Below are 15,646 nucleotides of genomic sequence, written 5' to 3'. Positions count from 1 at the left end.
GCGCTCAGCGTCCGCCGCTGAGCCGGCGTACGAGGCACGCGAAGGCGGCCCGCTCCGCCGGGGTCAGGCGCACGGCCTCCACGTGCGGGCCGGCCTGCCGCTGGCGCGGGAGGGCGGGAAGCACACCGCGCAAGGCCCGGAAGGAGCCGGCCCCGGAGTCGGACGCGAACCCCTCCCCGAAGCCCCGCGCGCCGGCGTCGCGACGGCTGCGGCGCCGGACGCGGGTCACGCCGATCAGCGAGGCGGCGCAGGCCAGGGCGAGGGCGACCGCACCCGCCAGTCGGGGGGTCGAGAGGTGCTCGGACATGCGGAACAGTAGACATCACGGTCCGGGTCTTTGACCCCGGACCGTGACGTACATCGCATGCGGCACAAGTCCTGTGAATCCTTGCGAAAAGGGCGAGAAGAAGGACGAGGGGCCGGGAAGGGCGGGCGGCCGGTCGCAGCCCCGTCCCGCGGGGAAAGGACGAGCGGCCGGTCGCGCCCCGTCCCGCGGGGATACGACCGGCCGCTCCGGCAGAAACGGCCCGTTACGCGGCCACCGGCTGCTTCCGCTCCGCCGCCGTGGCGGCCGCACCCTTCCCCGTCCCGGGCGCCGTGGCGCCGGCGGCCGGCTTGCGCAGACCCTTGAGGACGACGACCAGGGCCGTCGTCACGCACACGCCCGCCGCGATGGCGACCAGGTACAGGAAGGCGTTGCCGATCAGCGGGACCACGAAGATGCCGCCGTGCGGCGCGCGCAGCGTGGCGCCGAAGGCCATCGACAGGGCGCCGGTGACCGCTCCACCCACCATCGAGGAGGGGATCACACGCAGCGGGTCGGCCGCGGCGAACGGGATCGCGCCCTCGGAGATGAAGGAGGCGCCCAGGACCCAGGCGGCCTTGCCGTTCTCCCGCTCGGTCTGGGTGAAGAGCTTGCCGCGCACGGTGGTGGCCAGGGCCATCGCCAGCGGCGGGACCATGCCGGCCGCCATCACCGCGGCCATGATCTTCATCGCGGAGTCGCTCGGGGTGGCGACCGCGATGCCCGCCGTGGCGAAGGTGTACGCGACCTTGTTGACGGGGCCGCCGAGGTCGAAGCACATCATCAGGCCGAGCAGGGCGCCGAGGAGGACGGCGTTGGTGCCGGTGAGGCCGTTCAGCCCGTCGGTCAGGGCCTTCTGCGCCTCGGCGATGGGCTTGCCGATCACGACGAACATCAGGAACCCGACGATCGCCGAGGAGACCAGCGGGATCACCACCACCGGCATGATGCCGCGCAGGGCCGCCGGGATGTTGACCTTCTGGATCGCCATCACCACGCCACCGGCGATCAGACCGGCCGCCAGGCCGCCGAGGAAGCCCGCGTTGATGGTGACGGAGATCGCGCCGCCGACGAAGCCGGGGACGATTCCGGGCCGGTCCGCCATGCCGTACGCGATGTAGCCGGCCAGGACGGGGACCAGGAAGCCGAAGGAGACCACACCGATCTGGAAGAGCAGCGCGGCCCAGCTGTCGGTCTGGCTCCACACGAAGTGCTCCATGACCGACGGCGCCTTGTTGATCTCGTAGCCGCCGATCGCGAAGCCGAGGGCGATGAGCAGACCGCCCGCGGCGACGAACGGAACCATGTAGCTGACGCCGGACATCAGCCACTTGCGGAGCTTGGTGCCGTAGCCCTCGCCGGACTCGCCCGCGCGGTCGACCGGCGTGCCCGGCGCGGACCCGGCGGTGACCTCCCCGCGCTCGGCCCTGCCGCGCACCTCGGTGATCAGCTCGGCGGGACGGTTGATGCCCGCCTTCACGCCGACGTCGACGGTGGGCTTGCCGGCGAAGCGGTCCTTGTCGCGTACGGGGACGTCGTGGGCGAAGATCACGCCGTCCGCCGCGGCGATGACGGCCGGGTCGAGCCGGGCGAAGCCGGCCGAGCCCTGCGTCTCGACGACCAGTTCGACGCCCGCCTCGCGGCCGGCGTTCTCCAGGGACTCGGCCGCCATGTAGGTGTGGGCGATGCCGGTCGGGCAGGAGGTGACGGCGACGATACGGAAGGGGCGCTCGCCGGAGCCGGCGGTGGTGCCGGCGGCCGGCGCGGGCGTCGTGTCTGCCGCCGTGGCGTCGGAGGAGGCCGCCCCCGACGCCACGGCGGTGTCTTCGGTGGCGCTCGCGGCGGCCTTCGCGCCGTCGGAGGCGCCGCTCGGGCTCCCGGAGGCGCCCTGCGCACCCTGCGCACCTTGCGCGCCCTCGGCGGGCGCCTCGTCCCCGCGGATCAGCGCCGCCGCGGCCCCCGCGTCCCGCACGGACCGCAGCGCGGAGGTGAAGTCGGCGTTCATCAGCTGGCGGGCCAGCGACGACAGGATCGTGAGGTGGGCGTCGTCGGCGCCCGCGGGGGCGGCGATCAGGAAGATCAGGTCGGCGGGGCCGTCCGCGGCGCCGAAGTCGATCCCGGCGGCGCTGCGCCCGAAGGCGAGCGTCGGCTCGGTGACGTGCTCGCTGCGGCAGTGCGGGATGCCGATGCCGCCGTCGAGGCCGGTCGGCATCTGGGCCTCACGGGCGGCCACGTCGGCGAGGAAGCCCTCCAGGTCGGTCACCCGGCCCTGGGCCACCATGCGCTCGGCGAGGGATCGCGCCGCCGCTTCCTTGGTCTCGGCGGACAGGTCGAGGTCGACCAGATCCGCGGTGATCATGTCACTCATCGCGGGCTCCTTCGCACGCATATCGCCCGGAGTGTGGGGTGGGCGGGGGAGGGGACGGGGGTGCAGTGGGGGATTGCCGGGAACGCGGGTGTGGCGGAGGCGGGGCCGGGGAAACCCCGCCTCCGCCGGCCGGCAGAGCGGCTCAGGCTGCCCTGCCGGCCATCCTGCGCGGCGAGTAACGGGGAGCCTCGCCGCTCGCGGTCCGGTGACGTGGGGTCCGGTGCGGTGAGACCCGGTGCGGTGACGTCCGGTGAGGTGACGTCCGGTGCGGTGACGTCCGGTGCGGTGGGACCCGGTGCGGTGAGCATGTCGGGGAGTACCAGGAAGGTCATGACACCGGCTCCTTCAGTTCGCGGTCTACCGGCACCCGGTCCGTGACCGTCACCGCCGCCGGGTCCAGGTCGGCCGGGGTCGGCATCACGCTGCCGGGCAGCTGGACGGCTGCCGCGCCGTGCGCGACGGCGGAGGCCAGCGCCTGCGGGCCGCTGCCGCCGGCGATGAGGAAGCCCGCGAGGGATGAGTCACCCGCTCCCACGTTGCTGCGGACGACGTCGACCCGCGCGGAGGCGAACCAGGTACCCGAGTCCTCCACCAGGAGCTGCCCGTCGGCGCCCAGGCTCGCGAGCACGGCGCGCGCACCCATCTCGCGCAGTTCCTCGGCCGCCTTCACCGCGTCGCCCACGGTCGCCAGGGGGCGCCCGACGGCCTCCGCGAGCTCCTCGGCGTTCGGCTTCACCACGTCGGGCCGCTCGCGCAGCGCTTCGAGCAGCGCACGCCCCGAGGTGTCCAGCGCGATCCGCGCGCCGCCGGCGTGCGCCCGCGCGACCACATCGGCGTACCAGGACGGCGCGAGCCCCCGGGGAAGGCTGCCGCAGCACGCGATCCAGTCCGCGTCCCGCGACTGCTCGCGCACCGTCTCCAGCAGCAGTTCCTGCTCGGCGGCCGTCAGCTCGGGCCCCGGAGCGTTGATCTTCGTGAGCACCCCGTCGGACTCCGCGAGCGCGATGTTCGAGCGGGTGGCCCCGGCGACCGGGACCGGCGCGACCTCGATGCCCTGCGCGTCGAGCAGGTCGGCGACGAGCGCGCCCGGCGCACCGCCCAGGGGCAGGACGGCGACCGTGCGCCGTCCGGCGGCCGCGACGGCGCGCGAGACGTTGACGCCCTTGCCGCCGGGGTCCATGCGTTCGCCGGTGGCGCGGATGACCTCGCCGCGCTCCAGCGACGGGACCTCGTAGGTGCGGTCCAGGGACGGGTTGGGGGTGACGGTGAGGATCATGCGCGCACTACTTCCGTGCCGCCGCGCTCGATGGCGGCCGCGTCGTCGGGGCTCAGCCCGCTGTCGGTGATCAGCAGGTCCACGTCGCTCAGGTCACCGAAGCGGGCGAAGTGCTCCTGGCCGTGCTTGGAGGAGTCGGCGAGCAGCACCACGCGGCGGGCGGCGGAGATCGCCGCCCGCTTGACCGCGGCCTCGGCGAGGTCGGGGGTGGTCAGACCGTGCTCGGCGGAGAAGCCGTTGGCGGCGACGAAGAGGACGTCGGCGCGGATCTCGCCGTAGGCACGCAGTGCCCAGGCGTCCACGGCGGCGCGCGTACGGTGGCGTACCCGCCCCCCGACGAGGTGGAGCTGCATGCCGGGGTGGTCCGCGAGGCGGGCCGCGATGGGCAGGGAGTGCGTGACGGCGGTGAGCGAGGCCTCCAGCGGGAGGGCGGCGGCCATGCGGGCGACCGTCGTACCGGCGTCGAGGATCATCGTGCCCTCGGTCGGCACCTCGGCGAGGGCCGCCTTGGCGATGCGGTCCTTCTCGTCGGCGGAGGTGCTCTCGCGTTCCGCGAGGTCCGGCTCGAAGTCGAGGCGTCCGACCGGTATGGCACCGCCGTGCACGCGGCGGACGAGGCCGGCGCGGTCGAGGGCCTTCAGGTCGCGGCGGATGGTCTCCGCCGTCACCTGGAACTCCTCGGCCAGCGACACGACGTCCACCCGGCCGCCGTCACGGGCGAGCCGCAGGATCTCCTGCTGCCGCTCCGGTGCGTACATGTCCGTTTGCCTCCGACCGATGCCCGAACTTGTGGTTTCACTGCGGAGGCTACGCCCGGATGTCCGGAAAGTAAACAGGTTCGAGCTCAATCCGGGCATGAACGGACTTCCGACCCTGTTCGGGCAGGCCGAAGGGCCCGGCACCTGTGGCGGTGCCGGGCCCTTCGGTGGTCCGGGGGGCCCATCGGTGGTCCGAGGGCTGGCCCTTCGGTGGTCCGGGGGTGGGCCCTTCGGTGGTCCGGGGGTGGGCCCTTCGGTGGTCCGGGGGTGGGCCCATCGGTGGTCCGGGGGTGGGCCCATCGGTGGTCCGGGGGTGGGCCCATCGGTGGTCCGGGGGTGGGCCCATCGGTGGTCCAGGAGCGGGGCCGTCGGCCGTCCGGTGGCGGGCTCTTCGGTAGTCCCGCGGGCCTTTCAATCTCGGTGGTGGGCTCTTCGTCGGTGGGCGACGGTCGGCCCTGTGAGGGCGACGGTCAGCCTGTGGTGGGCGGCGGTCGGCCTGCGCAGTGGGCGCCGGTCAGCCCAAGGCCGCCGCCGGTCAGCCCACCAGTTCCGGCTCCCGCTGTCGCGTCGGAGGCTCCTCCTCCGCCCCCTCCACATGCTGTGCCGGCCGCTTCGGCAGGGCGAACATCAGCAGGAAGATGGCGCCCATCACCGCGGCCACCCACCCCAGCGCGTACTGGAAGGCATCCGCGAACTCCGGCCCCACCTCGGCCGGCCTCAACCCGTCACCGACGCGCCCGAAGAAGACGACGGACACCAGGCCGAGGCCGAGCGCGTTGCCCATCTGCTGCACGGTGTTGATGAGCCCGGACGCCGAACCGGCGTGCGCGCGCGGCACCTCCGACAGCACCGCGTCCGTCAGCGGGGCGACGATCAGGCCCATCCCGACGCCCATCACGACCAGCGGCAGCGCCATCTGCCAGGGGGCGATGCCGAGGCCGTACCGCTCGGACTCCCAGATGTAGAGCAGGACGCCGACGGCCATGGTCAGGGCGCCCGCCTGGAGCACCTTGCGTCCGAAGCGCGGCACCAGCTTCTGCACCGACAGCCCGGCGGCCGTCGAGACCGCGAGCGAGAACGGGATCCCGGTCAGCCCGGCGCGCAGCGCGCTCCACCCGAGCCCGTCCTGCATGTACATCGTCCAGACCAGGAAGAAAATGCCGAGGCCGATACCGAAGACCGTCTGCACCGCGATACCGGCCGCGAAGCTCTTCACCCGGAAGAGGGAGAGCTCGATCAGTGGCGAGCCGTCCCGCGCGCCCTTGCGCCGTTCGTACGCCACGAGTGCCCCGAAGACACCGAACGCGCCGGCCATCGAGACGTACCCCCACAACGGCCAGCCCAGCTCGCGGCCTCGGGTGAGCGGGTAGAGCAGCATCAGCAGACCCAGCGTCACGAACGCGACGCCGACGATGTCCAGCTTGAGCGCCTTCGGCGCGCGGGACTCGGTGATGAAGCGGCTGCCGAGGATCAGACCCGCGACACCGACGGGCAGGTTGATGAGGAAGATGGGCCGCCACTCCAGCCCGAACAGGTTCCACTCCGTCAGCAACGCACCGAGCAGCGGCCCGGAGACCGCGCCCAGCCCCACGATCGCGCCGAAGAGCCCGAACACCTTCCCCCGCTCGTGCGCCGGGAAGGTGGCGTGCACGATCGACAGCACCTGCGGCACCATCAGCGCCGCCATGCCACCCTGCAGGATGCGCGAGGCGACCAGCATCTCCGGGTTCACGGCGAAGCCGCACAGCGCGGAGGCGAGGGTGAAGCCGCCGATGCCGACGAGGAACAGCCGCTTGCGCCCGTGGATGTCGCCGAGGCGGCCACCGGTGATGAGCCCCGCGGCGAAGGCGAGGGCGTATCCGGCGGTGATCCACTGGATCTGGCTGAAGGAGGCTCCGGCGTCCCGCCGGATGGACGGGATCGCGATGTTGACGATCGTGACGTCGACGAGGTCCATGAAGGCCGCGGTCATCACGATCGCGAGGGCGAACCAGCGACGGCGGTCCCCCGCTTTCTCACCTGCGGTGATCTTGGAATTCTCACCCGCGGTGGGCCCGGAAGCGGGCGTGGGCGTGGTCTCGGTGGAGGTCATGCCCGGTACGTTAGGAGTGCACTAGGTCAGATCGTGTCCTATTGGTCGGGCATCCTCGAAGGCATGACGACGGACACTCCCAAACGGCTGCTGAACCTCCTCTCCCTCCTCCAGACGCCCCGCGAGTGGCCCGGCGGCGAGCTCGCCGACCGGCTCGGGGTCTCCCGCCGCACGGTCCGGCGGGACATCGACCGGCTGCGCGAACTGGGGTATCCCGTGCAGGCGACCAAGGGCTCGGACGGCGGCTACCGGCTGGTCGCGGGCAAGGCCATGCCGCCGCTCGTCCTCGACGACGAGGAAGCGGTGGCGATCGCGGTCGGACTGCGGGCGGGCGCCGGACACGCGGTGGAGGGCGTGGACGAGGCGTCGGTGCGCGCGCTGGCGAAGCTGGAACAGGTGCTGCCGTCCCGGCTGCGCCACCGCGTCTCCACACTCCAGGCCGCGACCACACCGCTGACCAGCGGAGACGGGGCGAGCATCGCGCCCGAGACGCTGACCGTCATGGCATCGACGGTGGCCGGTCGGGAGCGGCTGCGGTTCGCCTACCGGGCGAAGGACGGCACGGAGTCACGGCGGCTGACCGAGCCGTACCGGCTGGTGTCGACGGGACGCCGGTGGTACCTCGTCGCGTACGACCTCGAACGGGAGGACTGGCGGACCTTCCGCGTCGACCGGGTCCGCGAGCCCTTCGCCACCGGGGCACGGTTCACGCCGCGCGAGGTGCCGCGGGGGGACGCGGCGGAGTACCTGCGGCAGTCCATCCAACGGCAGCAGGAGACCTACGAGTTCGAGGTCACGTTCGCCGCGTCGGCGGAGTTCGTGGCGGGGCGGTTGCCGGCGTGGTTCGGGCGGCCGGTGGAGACGGAGGGCGGCGCGGAGGGCTGTTCGCTGCGCGGAGTCACCGGTGATCCGGTGGAGTGGCTGGCGGTGCGGCTGGCGATGGTGGGGTGCGAGTTCTCGGTCCAGGGCCCGGGTGAACTGGTCGAGTACGTACGGCGGTTGGGCGGACGCCTGACCAGGGCCGCGGACGCCTGACCAGGGCCGCGGGCGCCTGACCAGGGCCGCGGGTCCGGCCACGACGTGCGGGACCCGACGCCCGCTAAGCGCCCTCCCGCTCCCCCTCCGCCCACCGGAAGCCCCGCAACGCCTCGAGATTCCGCAGCGCCAACTCGGCCGGCCCCTTGGGGCCGTGCGGCGGGTTGTCCGTCATGGCCCAGCTCTCCACGGCCACCCTGACGGCGGCACTCGCGACCGCCGCCGTGAAGCGTTCGTGGGGAGTGGGGATGGGGGTGGACGTGGGGGTGACTGCGGGGGTGGACGTGGCCGTGGGCGGGGAGGTGGGCGCGGGAGCGGTCGGCTCGGCAACGTTGTCGAGCTCGCTCTCGGGCGGCGACTCGGACTTCAGCTCGGCCTCCGGCTCCGGCTCCGACCCCGGCCCCGACCCCAACCCCGACTGCGCATCGGACTCCGCCCCAGCCTCCAACTCCGCATCAGACTCCGCCGCCTCGAAGGCCCGAGACGACCCCGCCCCCTCCCGCGTCGACGCCACCCCGTCCCCCCGCCCCGAGAGAATCTCCGCGAGGGCGCCCTCCGACGCATGGCAGACCTCGGCCCAGATCCTGTGCAGGGCGGGGTTGCTCATCGCCAGGCGGATCAGGGTGCGGACCCACTCCCAGGAGGCACCCGAGACCGCGGCGCCGGGCGTCAGGGTGTGCCGTACGGCGTGCTCCAGCGCCGCCGGCAGCGGCAGTTCCGCCGGGGCGTCGCGTACCGCCTCCGCCCAGCGCTGGGCGCCCGCCGCGTACAGGGGGGCGACGGCCTCCTCCTTGGTGGCGAAGTACCGGTAGAAGGTGCGCGGGGCGACACCGGCGGCCTGGGCGATGTCCTCCGCGCGGGTGGCCCTCGGGCCACGGCTCACGAAGAGGCGGGCCGCCGCCCGGGCGATCTCCATCCTGGTCGCCGCTTTACGCCGCTCGGTCAGCGAGGTCGGGACGGGCGAAGCGGCCGGGTTTCCGGGGGAGGGCGGCGGCACTGGGGTGGAGCTGGTCACACCGGCAGGCTATGCCCATGTGGCACAATCTGCCATCCGGGCGGGCCACCCCGGGGTTCAGGTACGGGGTGACCCGCCCACTCAGCATGCCCGCGCACCGACGACCGGCGCCCGCCGACCACACGGCACCGCCTCCGCACGCCGTACAGCGCGCCTCCGCACCGCCGTACAACGCCGCCTCCGCACGCCGTACAGCACCGCCTCCGCACCGGCCGCCCAGCCCCGCCCCTCACCTCGTCCAGGCACGCACCACCAGGTCCCCACTCAAACGGGGGCCACCATCCGCCGGAAGTACAACCGCGCCCGCGCCCCTCACCGCGCCGTAGAGGGAGGGGGCCAACGAAGGAGCCGGGCCCCGGCGCCTGGGGGGAGAGGCACCGAAGCCCGGCTCGGGGAGAGTCCCGGCGCCGGGGGGAGTGCGTCGGGACTTGGCTCGGGGTGGTTCGGAGCGGTTCCTGGGTGGGACGGGGGTGCTACCGGAACAGAGCTCTCGCGAAGGCTGCGGGGTTCGGTGCGCCCGAACTCCCGTGCCCTGAAGTCTTGTTCCCCCGGTCCTGCCGGTTGAAGCGGCGTTGTACCGCCATGTTTGCGCGGACTTCCGCCACCCGGCGTACGCCGGTGGCATGGGCCCCGACAGCACCATGCCGCCGCGTCGTCGACCCGGCGGGGCCGCACTCCTAGGCCGCCGCCTCGAACCCGGTGTCCCGGGCCAGCTTCTTCAGCTCCAGCAACGCGTGCTTCTCGATCTGCCGGATCCGCTCCCGCGTGAGACCGTGCTCCTTGCCGACCTCGGTCAGCGTGCGCTCCCGGCCGTCCTCGATGCCGTACCGCATCTTGATGATCGAGGCGGTGCGCGGGTCGAGGCGGTCGATCAGGCCGTCCAGTTCCTCGCTGCGCAGCAGCGTGAGGACGGACTGCTCCGGGGAGACCGCGGAGGTGTCCTCGAGCAGGTCGCCGAACTGGGTCTCGCCCTCGTCGTCGACCGCCATGTTCAGGGAGACCGGGTCGCGGGCCCAGTCGAGCACGTCGATGACGCGCTCCGGCGTGGAGCCGAGCTCGGCGGCGATCTCGGCGGGCTCCGGGTCGCGGCCGTGCTCGCGGTTGAACTCGCGCTGGACGCGGCGGATACGGCCGAGCTCCTCCACCAGGTGGACGGGCAGCCGGATCGTGCGCGACTGGTCCGCTATCGAGCGGGTGATGGCCTGGCGGATCCACCAGGTTGCGTACGTGGAGAACTTGAAGCCCTTGCGGTAGTCGAACTTCTCGACCGCGCGGACCAGGCCGGCGTTGCCCTCCTGGATGAGGTCCAGCAGGGGCAGTCCGCTGCGGGGGTAGCGGCGGGCGACCGCGACGACCAGGCGGAGGTTGGAACGGATGAAGACGTCCTTGGCGCGCTCCCCCTCGGCGACGATCGCCTCGAGCTCCTCACGGGAGGCGTCCGCCTTGGACTCCTCGAATCCGTCGAGGACCTGCCGCGCGAACACACCCGCCTCGATGATCTGCGACAGCTCGACTTCCTTGGCGGCGTCGAGCAGTGGTGTGCGCGCGATCTCGTCGAGGTACATGCCGACCAGATCGCGGTCGGCGATTTCGCCGCCGTGGACGCGAGCGCTGCTTGCCGCGTCGGCCGTCTCGCCGGTGGCGGACTTACGACGGGCGACGGCACGGGTTGCCATGCGTGCTCCCTTGCGATGGTGGGGTCAGCGGGTGGTCCGTGGACACCGGGCCACTACTCGGGTCCTCCCGGGACTCTCACCGGGACTCTCCTCGGGTGCCCTGCATCCGATGGAAACAACGACTGGAATCAGGACAGAATTCCCAGCGCGCCCCTCATTTTTTCTGATCTTGCAGTACCCTGTCCGGCCACACGAGGAGGCGTGATGTCGTCGAAACCCACAGAGGTGCAGGTCAGGCCGGGAGTCGAGGGTGACCTCGAAGCCCTCACCGACCTCTACAACCACTATGTGCGTGAGACGCCCATCACATTCGACACCGCGGTCTTCACTCCGGAAGAGCGCCGCCCTTGGCTGCTCTCCCACCCTGAAGACGGGCCGTACCGGCTGATGGTTGCCGCGGAGAGCGGCCTGCGGGGGAACTCACAGCGGATTCTCGGGTACGCCACATCCAGCCCTTACCGGCCGAAGGCCGCCTACGCGACCTCGGTGGAAGTGACGGTCTACGTCGCCCCGGACGCCGGCCGCCGCGGCATCGGCACGCTCCTGTACAAGGCCCTCTTCGCGGCCCTGGCCGACGAGGACCTGCACCGCGCGTACGCGGGCATCGCCCAGCCCAACGAGGCGTCCGTACGGCTGCACGAACGCTTCGGTTTCCGCCACATCGGCACGTACGGCGAGGTCGGCCGCAAGTTCGGCAGGTACTGGGACGTGGCCTGGTACGAGAAGGAGCTGTGACGGGCGCCCCCGAGGACGCAGTCCGCCACCGGCCTCCCGACCCCGCAAGCTCCCGAGCTCGCAGACTCCCTACCTCGCGGACTCCCGACCACACAGGCTCCCGACCCCGCAAGCTCCCGACCCCGCAGGCTTCCGATCCCGCAGGCTTCCGATCCCGGAGGCCCCGCAGCGGCCCGCGCCCGCGTCCGGCTCAGCCGAACTGCACCGACCGCTTGGCCATCCCCATCCAGAACCCGTCGATCACCGACCGCTGCGCGTCCAGCTCGCCGGAGACATCCGCCGCCCCCATGGTCACGAACAGCGGGGCGAAGTGCTCGGTGCGCGGGTGGGCGTACCGGCCCGCCGGGGCCTTGTGCAGGAAGTCCAGCAGGGCGTCCCAGTCGCGGGTCTCCAGGGCGCGGCGGCCCCAGTCGTCGAACTCCGACGACCAGCTCGGCACTCCCCCGCCGGTGTGGCGCAGCGCGGCCAGGTTGTGGGTGAAGAAGCCGGAGCCGACGATCAGCACCCCTTCGTCGCGCAGGGGGGCGAGCCTGCGGCCGATCTCCATCAGCCTCACCGGGTCGAGGGTGGGCATCGAGATCTGCAGGACGGGGATGTCCGCGGCCGGGAACATCTCGACGAGCGGCACGTAGGCGCCGTGGTCGAGTCCGCGGTCGGGGATGTCCTGCACGGGTGTGCCAGGGGCGCGCAGCAGCTTGCGTACGGACTCGGCGAGCGCGGGCGCGCCGGGGGCCTCGTACGTCACCCGGTAGTAGTGCTCCGGGAAGCCCCAGAAGTCGTAGACCAGGGGGACCGTCTCGATCGCGCCGAGGGCGAGCGGGGCCTCCTCCCAGTGGGCGGAGACGATGAGGATCGCCCTGGGGCGGGGCAGTCCGGCGGACCAGGCGGCGAGCTGGCCGGGCCAGACGGGGTCGTCCGCGAGGGGCGGGGCACCGTGACTGAGGTAGAGGGCGGGCATGCGCTCCTGTGGGACGGCAGGTTCCTGGATGGCGGCGGACATGGCGATGACTCCCTCCGAGGGCCTGGGAGAGGTCCTCGTATCCCTCTTGGTCGTACTGTTACTTGAAGTCTAAATCTCCTACTGCTCATAACTGTAGGCGGCACTTGTTTAAAATTCAAGGACAAGCGCCGTACAGTGGAGTCCATGAAGAAGGCAGCCGCATCCGCCGACGAGCCCCTGTGGCTCACCGCAGAGGAGCAGCGCATCTGGCGCTCCTACCTGCACGCCACCTATCTCCTAGAAGACCACATGGACCGCCAGCTCCAACGGGACGCCGGCATGCCCCACGTCTATTACGGCCTCCTCGTCAAGCTGGCCGACGCCCCTCACCGGCGGCTGCGCATGACCGAACTGGCCATGCACGCGAAGATCACCCGCTCCCGCCTCTCCCACGCCATCGCCCGTCTGGAGAAGAACGGCTGGGTACGGCGCGAGGACTGCCCCTCCGACAAGCGGGGCCAGTTCGCGGTACTGACCGACCAGGGCATGGAGGTGCTCAAGAGCGCAGCGCCGGGCCACGTGGCCGCCGTACGCAACGCGCTCTTCGACCGGCTCACCCCCGAACAGCAGAAGTCCCTCGGCGAGATCATGGAGATCGTCGCCGAGGGACTCCAGCCGAACGAAGCGGGTGCGGACCTGCCCTGGCTGCGCTAGGGCGGGTCACACCTCCGGACTACATCAGGCGCGGTGGGCTCGGTGAGCCAACGGGCCGGTGAACCGATGGGCCGACGGGCCGGTGAGCCGACGGGCCGGTGAACCGATGGGCCGACGGGCCCGGTGAACCGACGGGCCAGCAGGCGCCGGTGAACCAGTGAGCCAGTGAACTCGGTTGGCCGAGGCGGCTCAGTCGGTTCAGGCAACTCAGTGGGCGACCACCGGCACCGGCACCGCGTCCTCGGTGTTCTCGCCGTCCCGCGTGCCCGAACCGCCCACCGCGCCCATGTCCGGCTTGCCGGCGTTGACGAGGGTCAGGGCGATTCCGGCGGCGACGACCAGGATGCCGACGGCGAACCAGATCGCGCTGGTGTAGCCGTGCACCATGCCCTCCAGCTGGACCAGCTGCTGCTGCGGCCGGGAGGTCGCGGAGGCGGTGTGGTCCTGGATGTAGGACGTGGTCGCGGAGGCGGCGACGGTGTTCAGCAGGGCGGTGCCGATGGCGCCGCCCACCTGCTGCGAGGTGTTGACCATCGCGGAGGCGACACCGGCGTCCCGCGGCTCGACGCCCTGCGTGGACAGGGACATGGCCGGCATGAACGCCGTACCCATGCCCAGACCGAGCAGCAGCATCGCCGGCAGCAGCAGGGCCGCGTACGAGGAGCCGATCTCCAGACGGGTCAGCAGCAGCATGCCGAGTGCGGCGACCAGGAAGCCGGGGCCCATCAGCAGCCGGGGCGCGACCCGGGTCATCAGGCGCGTGCCGATCTGGGTGGAGCCGGTGATCATGCCCGCGATCATCGGCAGGAAGGCGAAGCCGGTCTTCACCGGGGAGTAGCCCTTCACGACCTGGAGGTAGTAGGTCAGGAAGAGGAACAGGCCGAACATCGAGATGATCGCGAGGCCGAGCGAGAGGTAGACACCGCCGCGGTTGCGCTCGGTGAGCACGCGCAGGGGCAGCAGCGGGGCCTTGACCTTCGACTCGACCAGCACGAAGGCGGCGAGCAGCACGCCGGACGCGACGAACATGCCGACGGTCACGGAGTCGCCCCAGCCCTCGGACTCGGCGCGGGTGAAGCCGTAGACCAGGGCGACGAGGCCGAGGGTGGACAGGATGACACCCGGGATGTCGAGGGCGGAACGGTTGCGGCTGCCCTCCGGCTCACGGATGACGAAGTAGGCGCCGGCCGCGGCGAGGACGGCGAAGGGGATGTTCACGAAGAACGTCCAGCGCCAGTCCAGGTACTCGGTGAGGAACCCGCCGAGGATCAGCCCGACGGCGCCGCCACCACCGGCGATGGCACCGTAGATGCCGAACGCCTTGGCGCGCTCCTTGGCGTCCGTGAACATCACGGCGAGCAGCGAGAGAGCGGCGGGGGCCAGGAGGGCGCCGAACACACCCTGAAGGGCGCGGGCGCCGAACATCATCGCCTCGTTGGTGGCCGCGCCGCCGAGCGCGGAGGCCGCGGCGAAGCCGGCCAGGCCGAGGACGAAGGCGCGCTTGCGGCCCCACAGGTCGGCGATCCGGCCGCCGAAGAGGAGGAGCCCGCCGAAGGCGAGCGCGTACGCCGTGACGACCCACTGGCGGTTGCCGTCGGAGATGCCCAGGTCCTGCTGGGCGGAGGGCAGGGCGATGTTCACGATGGTCGCGTCGAGGACGACCATCAGCTGGGCGAGCGCGATGAAGACGAGCGCTTTCCAGCGAGCCGGGTCGGCCTGGACGGCGCCGGGCGCCTTGGTGGCTGTTTCAGACATGGAGGTACCCACTTCGGGACTTCGTGACGGAAAAGAACAGGAAGAACTCGGAAGAACCAGGGAGGAGGGAGGAGATGGAGAACCAGGGAGAACGACTGGAATCGTGCAGGAACGACCAGAAACGACTACGAACGACGAAGAGCTGGGCGAGGCTGGGAAAGGTGGAAGAGACGAGGAAGGCCTGGGGGCCAGAGGAAGGGACGGCGTCGACGGCGACGGCCGCACAGTGAATACGGGACCGGTCGCGCGGAACCGGAGGGCTGGGGTGGCTCGGATTCGCTCAGGCCTGGCGCAGGTCCTCCATGGTCACGGCCGCCCCCGGCAGGACGGATCGGGCGGGAGCCCGCAGCCCGTCCAGGAGCAGCTGGAGATGGCGGTGGACGAAGCGGTCCGCGTTCAGGCAGGCGGTGCCCGCCGGAGGTCGGCTGAGCTGGGCCACGGCGACCATCAGGTCACCGAAGCCGACGTCGTCGCGGAGCTGCCCGGCCCGCCGGGCACGCTCCATGACCTCCTCGACGAGCTGCTCGGCACGGAGCCGGGCGGCCTCGAGATCGGGGTGGTTCGCATCGAACGTGCTGGCGACCATCGGACACAGAGCGCCGACGCGTTCGTCGGCGGCGACGTGCACGAAGCGCTCCAGCGCGCCGAAGGCGTCGCCCGTCTCCGCGAGCGCCTGCCGGGCCGCCTCGGCCGTCCGGTCCATGACGGAACAGACGACCTCACGGACCAGCGCGTCCCGGTCGGGAAAGTTGCGGTACACCGTGGCGTTGCCGACGCCGGCCCGGCGGGCGATGTCGTCGAGCGGCACGTCGGGGCCCAGCTCGACGAACATCTCGCGGGCGGCGGTGACGATCCGCTCCCGGTTGCGCAGGGCGTCGGCGCGCGGCCGGGCCGTCTTGCGCTGCGCGGAAGCTGTGGACTGCACGACGTACTCCTCAGGACGGGAAAGCAGGACGGGAAACCGATGCGACACGGACG

14 protein-coding genes are annotated in these 15,646 nt (G+C 72.0%); 4 read left to right on the top strand and 10 right to left on the bottom strand.

Annotated features, from left to right (window positions below; genetic code table 11):
• Positions 1-4: 4 nt before the first annotated feature.
• From ACF1A1_RS28110 to ACF1A1_RS28090, 5 genes are all read right to left on the bottom strand, one after another.
• Positions 5-307 (bottom strand): hypothetical protein, encoded by a 303-nt coding sequence (locus ACF1A1_RS28110; RefSeq protein WP_392003790.1) that lies wholly within the window; start codon positions 305-307, stop codon positions 5-7.
• 223 nt (positions 308-530) lie between these two features.
• A complete protein-coding gene (locus ACF1A1_RS28105; RefSeq protein WP_392003789.1) occupies positions 531-2,672 on the bottom strand; it encodes a fructose-specific PTS transporter subunit EIIC in 2,142 nt (713 codons plus the stop codon).
• A 328-nt stretch (positions 2,673-3,000) separates the two neighbouring features.
• Entirely contained in the window at positions 3,001-3,948 is a 948-nt protein-coding gene (pfkB, locus tag ACF1A1_RS28100; protein ID WP_392003788.1) for a 1-phosphofructokinase, read from the bottom strand.
• The gene (locus tag ACF1A1_RS28095) at positions 3,945-4,706 is read right to left on the bottom strand and encodes a DeoR/GlpR family DNA-binding transcription regulator (RefSeq protein WP_392003787.1); all 762 of its coding nucleotides are present in this window, start codon (positions 4,704-4,706) and stop codon (positions 3,945-3,947) included. Before ACF1A1_RS28095 ends, pfkB begins: the two co-directional genes overlap by 4 nt.
• Positions 4,707-5,241: 535 nt before the next feature.
• Positions 5,242-6,798, bottom strand: coding sequence for an MFS transporter (locus tag ACF1A1_RS28090; protein WP_392003786.1), 1,557 nt, complete (start codon positions 6,796-6,798; stop codon positions 5,242-5,244).
• A 63-nt stretch (positions 6,799-6,861) separates the two neighbouring features.
• On the opposite strand from ACF1A1_RS28090, the gene ACF1A1_RS28085 reads away from it, so the two are divergent.
• The gene (locus tag ACF1A1_RS28085) at positions 6,862-7,833 is read left to right on the top strand and encodes a helix-turn-helix transcriptional regulator (RefSeq protein ID WP_392003785.1); all 972 of its coding nucleotides are present in this window, start codon (positions 6,862-6,864) and stop codon (positions 7,831-7,833) included.
• 64 nt (positions 7,834-7,897) lie between these two features.
• On the opposite strand, the gene ACF1A1_RS28080 is transcribed toward ACF1A1_RS28085, so the two are convergent.
• Positions 7,898-8,749, bottom strand: a complete 852-nt coding sequence (locus tag ACF1A1_RS28080) for a TetR/AcrR family transcriptional regulator (protein WP_392003976.1) — start codon at positions 8,747-8,749, stop codon at positions 7,898-7,900.
• A gap of 776 nt (positions 8,750-9,525) precedes the next feature.
• Positions 9,526-10,524: an RNA polymerase sigma factor RpoD/SigA gene (locus tag ACF1A1_RS28075; RefSeq protein WP_392003784.1), complete on the bottom strand. Its 999-nt coding sequence runs from the start codon at positions 10,522-10,524 to the stop codon at positions 9,526-9,528.
• A gap of 204 nt (positions 10,525-10,728) precedes the next feature.
• On the opposite strand from ACF1A1_RS28075, the gene ACF1A1_RS28070 reads away from it, so the two are divergent.
• Entirely contained in the window at positions 10,729-11,259 is a 531-nt protein-coding gene (locus ACF1A1_RS28070; protein ID WP_392003783.1) for a GNAT family N-acetyltransferase, read from the top strand.
• A 190-nt stretch (positions 11,260-11,449) separates the two neighbouring features.
• On the opposite strand, the gene ACF1A1_RS28065 is transcribed toward ACF1A1_RS28070, so the two are convergent.
• Positions 11,450-12,259: a dioxygenase gene (locus ACF1A1_RS28065; protein ID WP_392003782.1), complete on the bottom strand. Its 810-nt coding sequence runs from the start codon at positions 12,257-12,259 to the stop codon at positions 11,450-11,452.
• A 144-nt stretch (positions 12,260-12,403) separates the two neighbouring features.
• Here ACF1A1_RS28065 and ACF1A1_RS28060 point away from each other — a divergent pair, with 144 nt between their 5' ends.
• Positions 12,404-12,913, top strand: a complete 510-nt coding sequence (locus ACF1A1_RS28060; protein ID WP_392003781.1) for a MarR family winged helix-turn-helix transcriptional regulator — start codon at positions 12,404-12,406, stop codon at positions 12,911-12,913.
• Positions 12,914-13,120: 207 nt separating this feature from the next.
• Here ACF1A1_RS28060 and ACF1A1_RS28055 read toward each other — a convergent pair whose 3' ends face one another.
• Positions 13,121-14,668, bottom strand: coding sequence for an MFS transporter (locus ACF1A1_RS28055; protein ID WP_392003780.1), 1,548 nt, complete (start codon positions 14,666-14,668; stop codon positions 13,121-13,123).
• A 23-nt stretch (positions 14,669-14,691) separates the two neighbouring features.
• Between ACF1A1_RS28055 and ACF1A1_RS28050 the strand changes: the two genes are divergently transcribed.
• A complete protein-coding gene (locus ACF1A1_RS28050; protein ID WP_392003779.1) occupies positions 14,692-14,898 on the top strand; it encodes a hypothetical protein in 207 nt (68 codons plus the stop codon).
• A gap of 50 nt (positions 14,899-14,948) precedes the next feature.
• Here ACF1A1_RS28050 and ACF1A1_RS28045 read toward each other — a convergent pair whose 3' ends face one another.
• On the bottom strand, positions 14,949-15,593 hold the full coding sequence (locus ACF1A1_RS28045) for a TetR/AcrR family transcriptional regulator (RefSeq protein WP_392003778.1): 645 nt from the start codon (positions 15,591-15,593) through the stop codon (positions 14,949-14,951).
• Between the last annotated feature and the right edge of the window lie 53 nt (positions 15,594-15,646).

The sequence above is a fragment of the Streptomyces sp. NPDC014995 genome (genome assembly GCF_043080745.1).
Classification (GTDB): domain Bacteria; phylum Actinomycetota; class Actinomycetes; order Streptomycetales; family Streptomycetaceae; genus Streptomyces.
The sequence above is the reverse complement of the archived record's forward strand: the minus strand, read 5'-3'. Positions and strand labels throughout refer to the sequence as shown.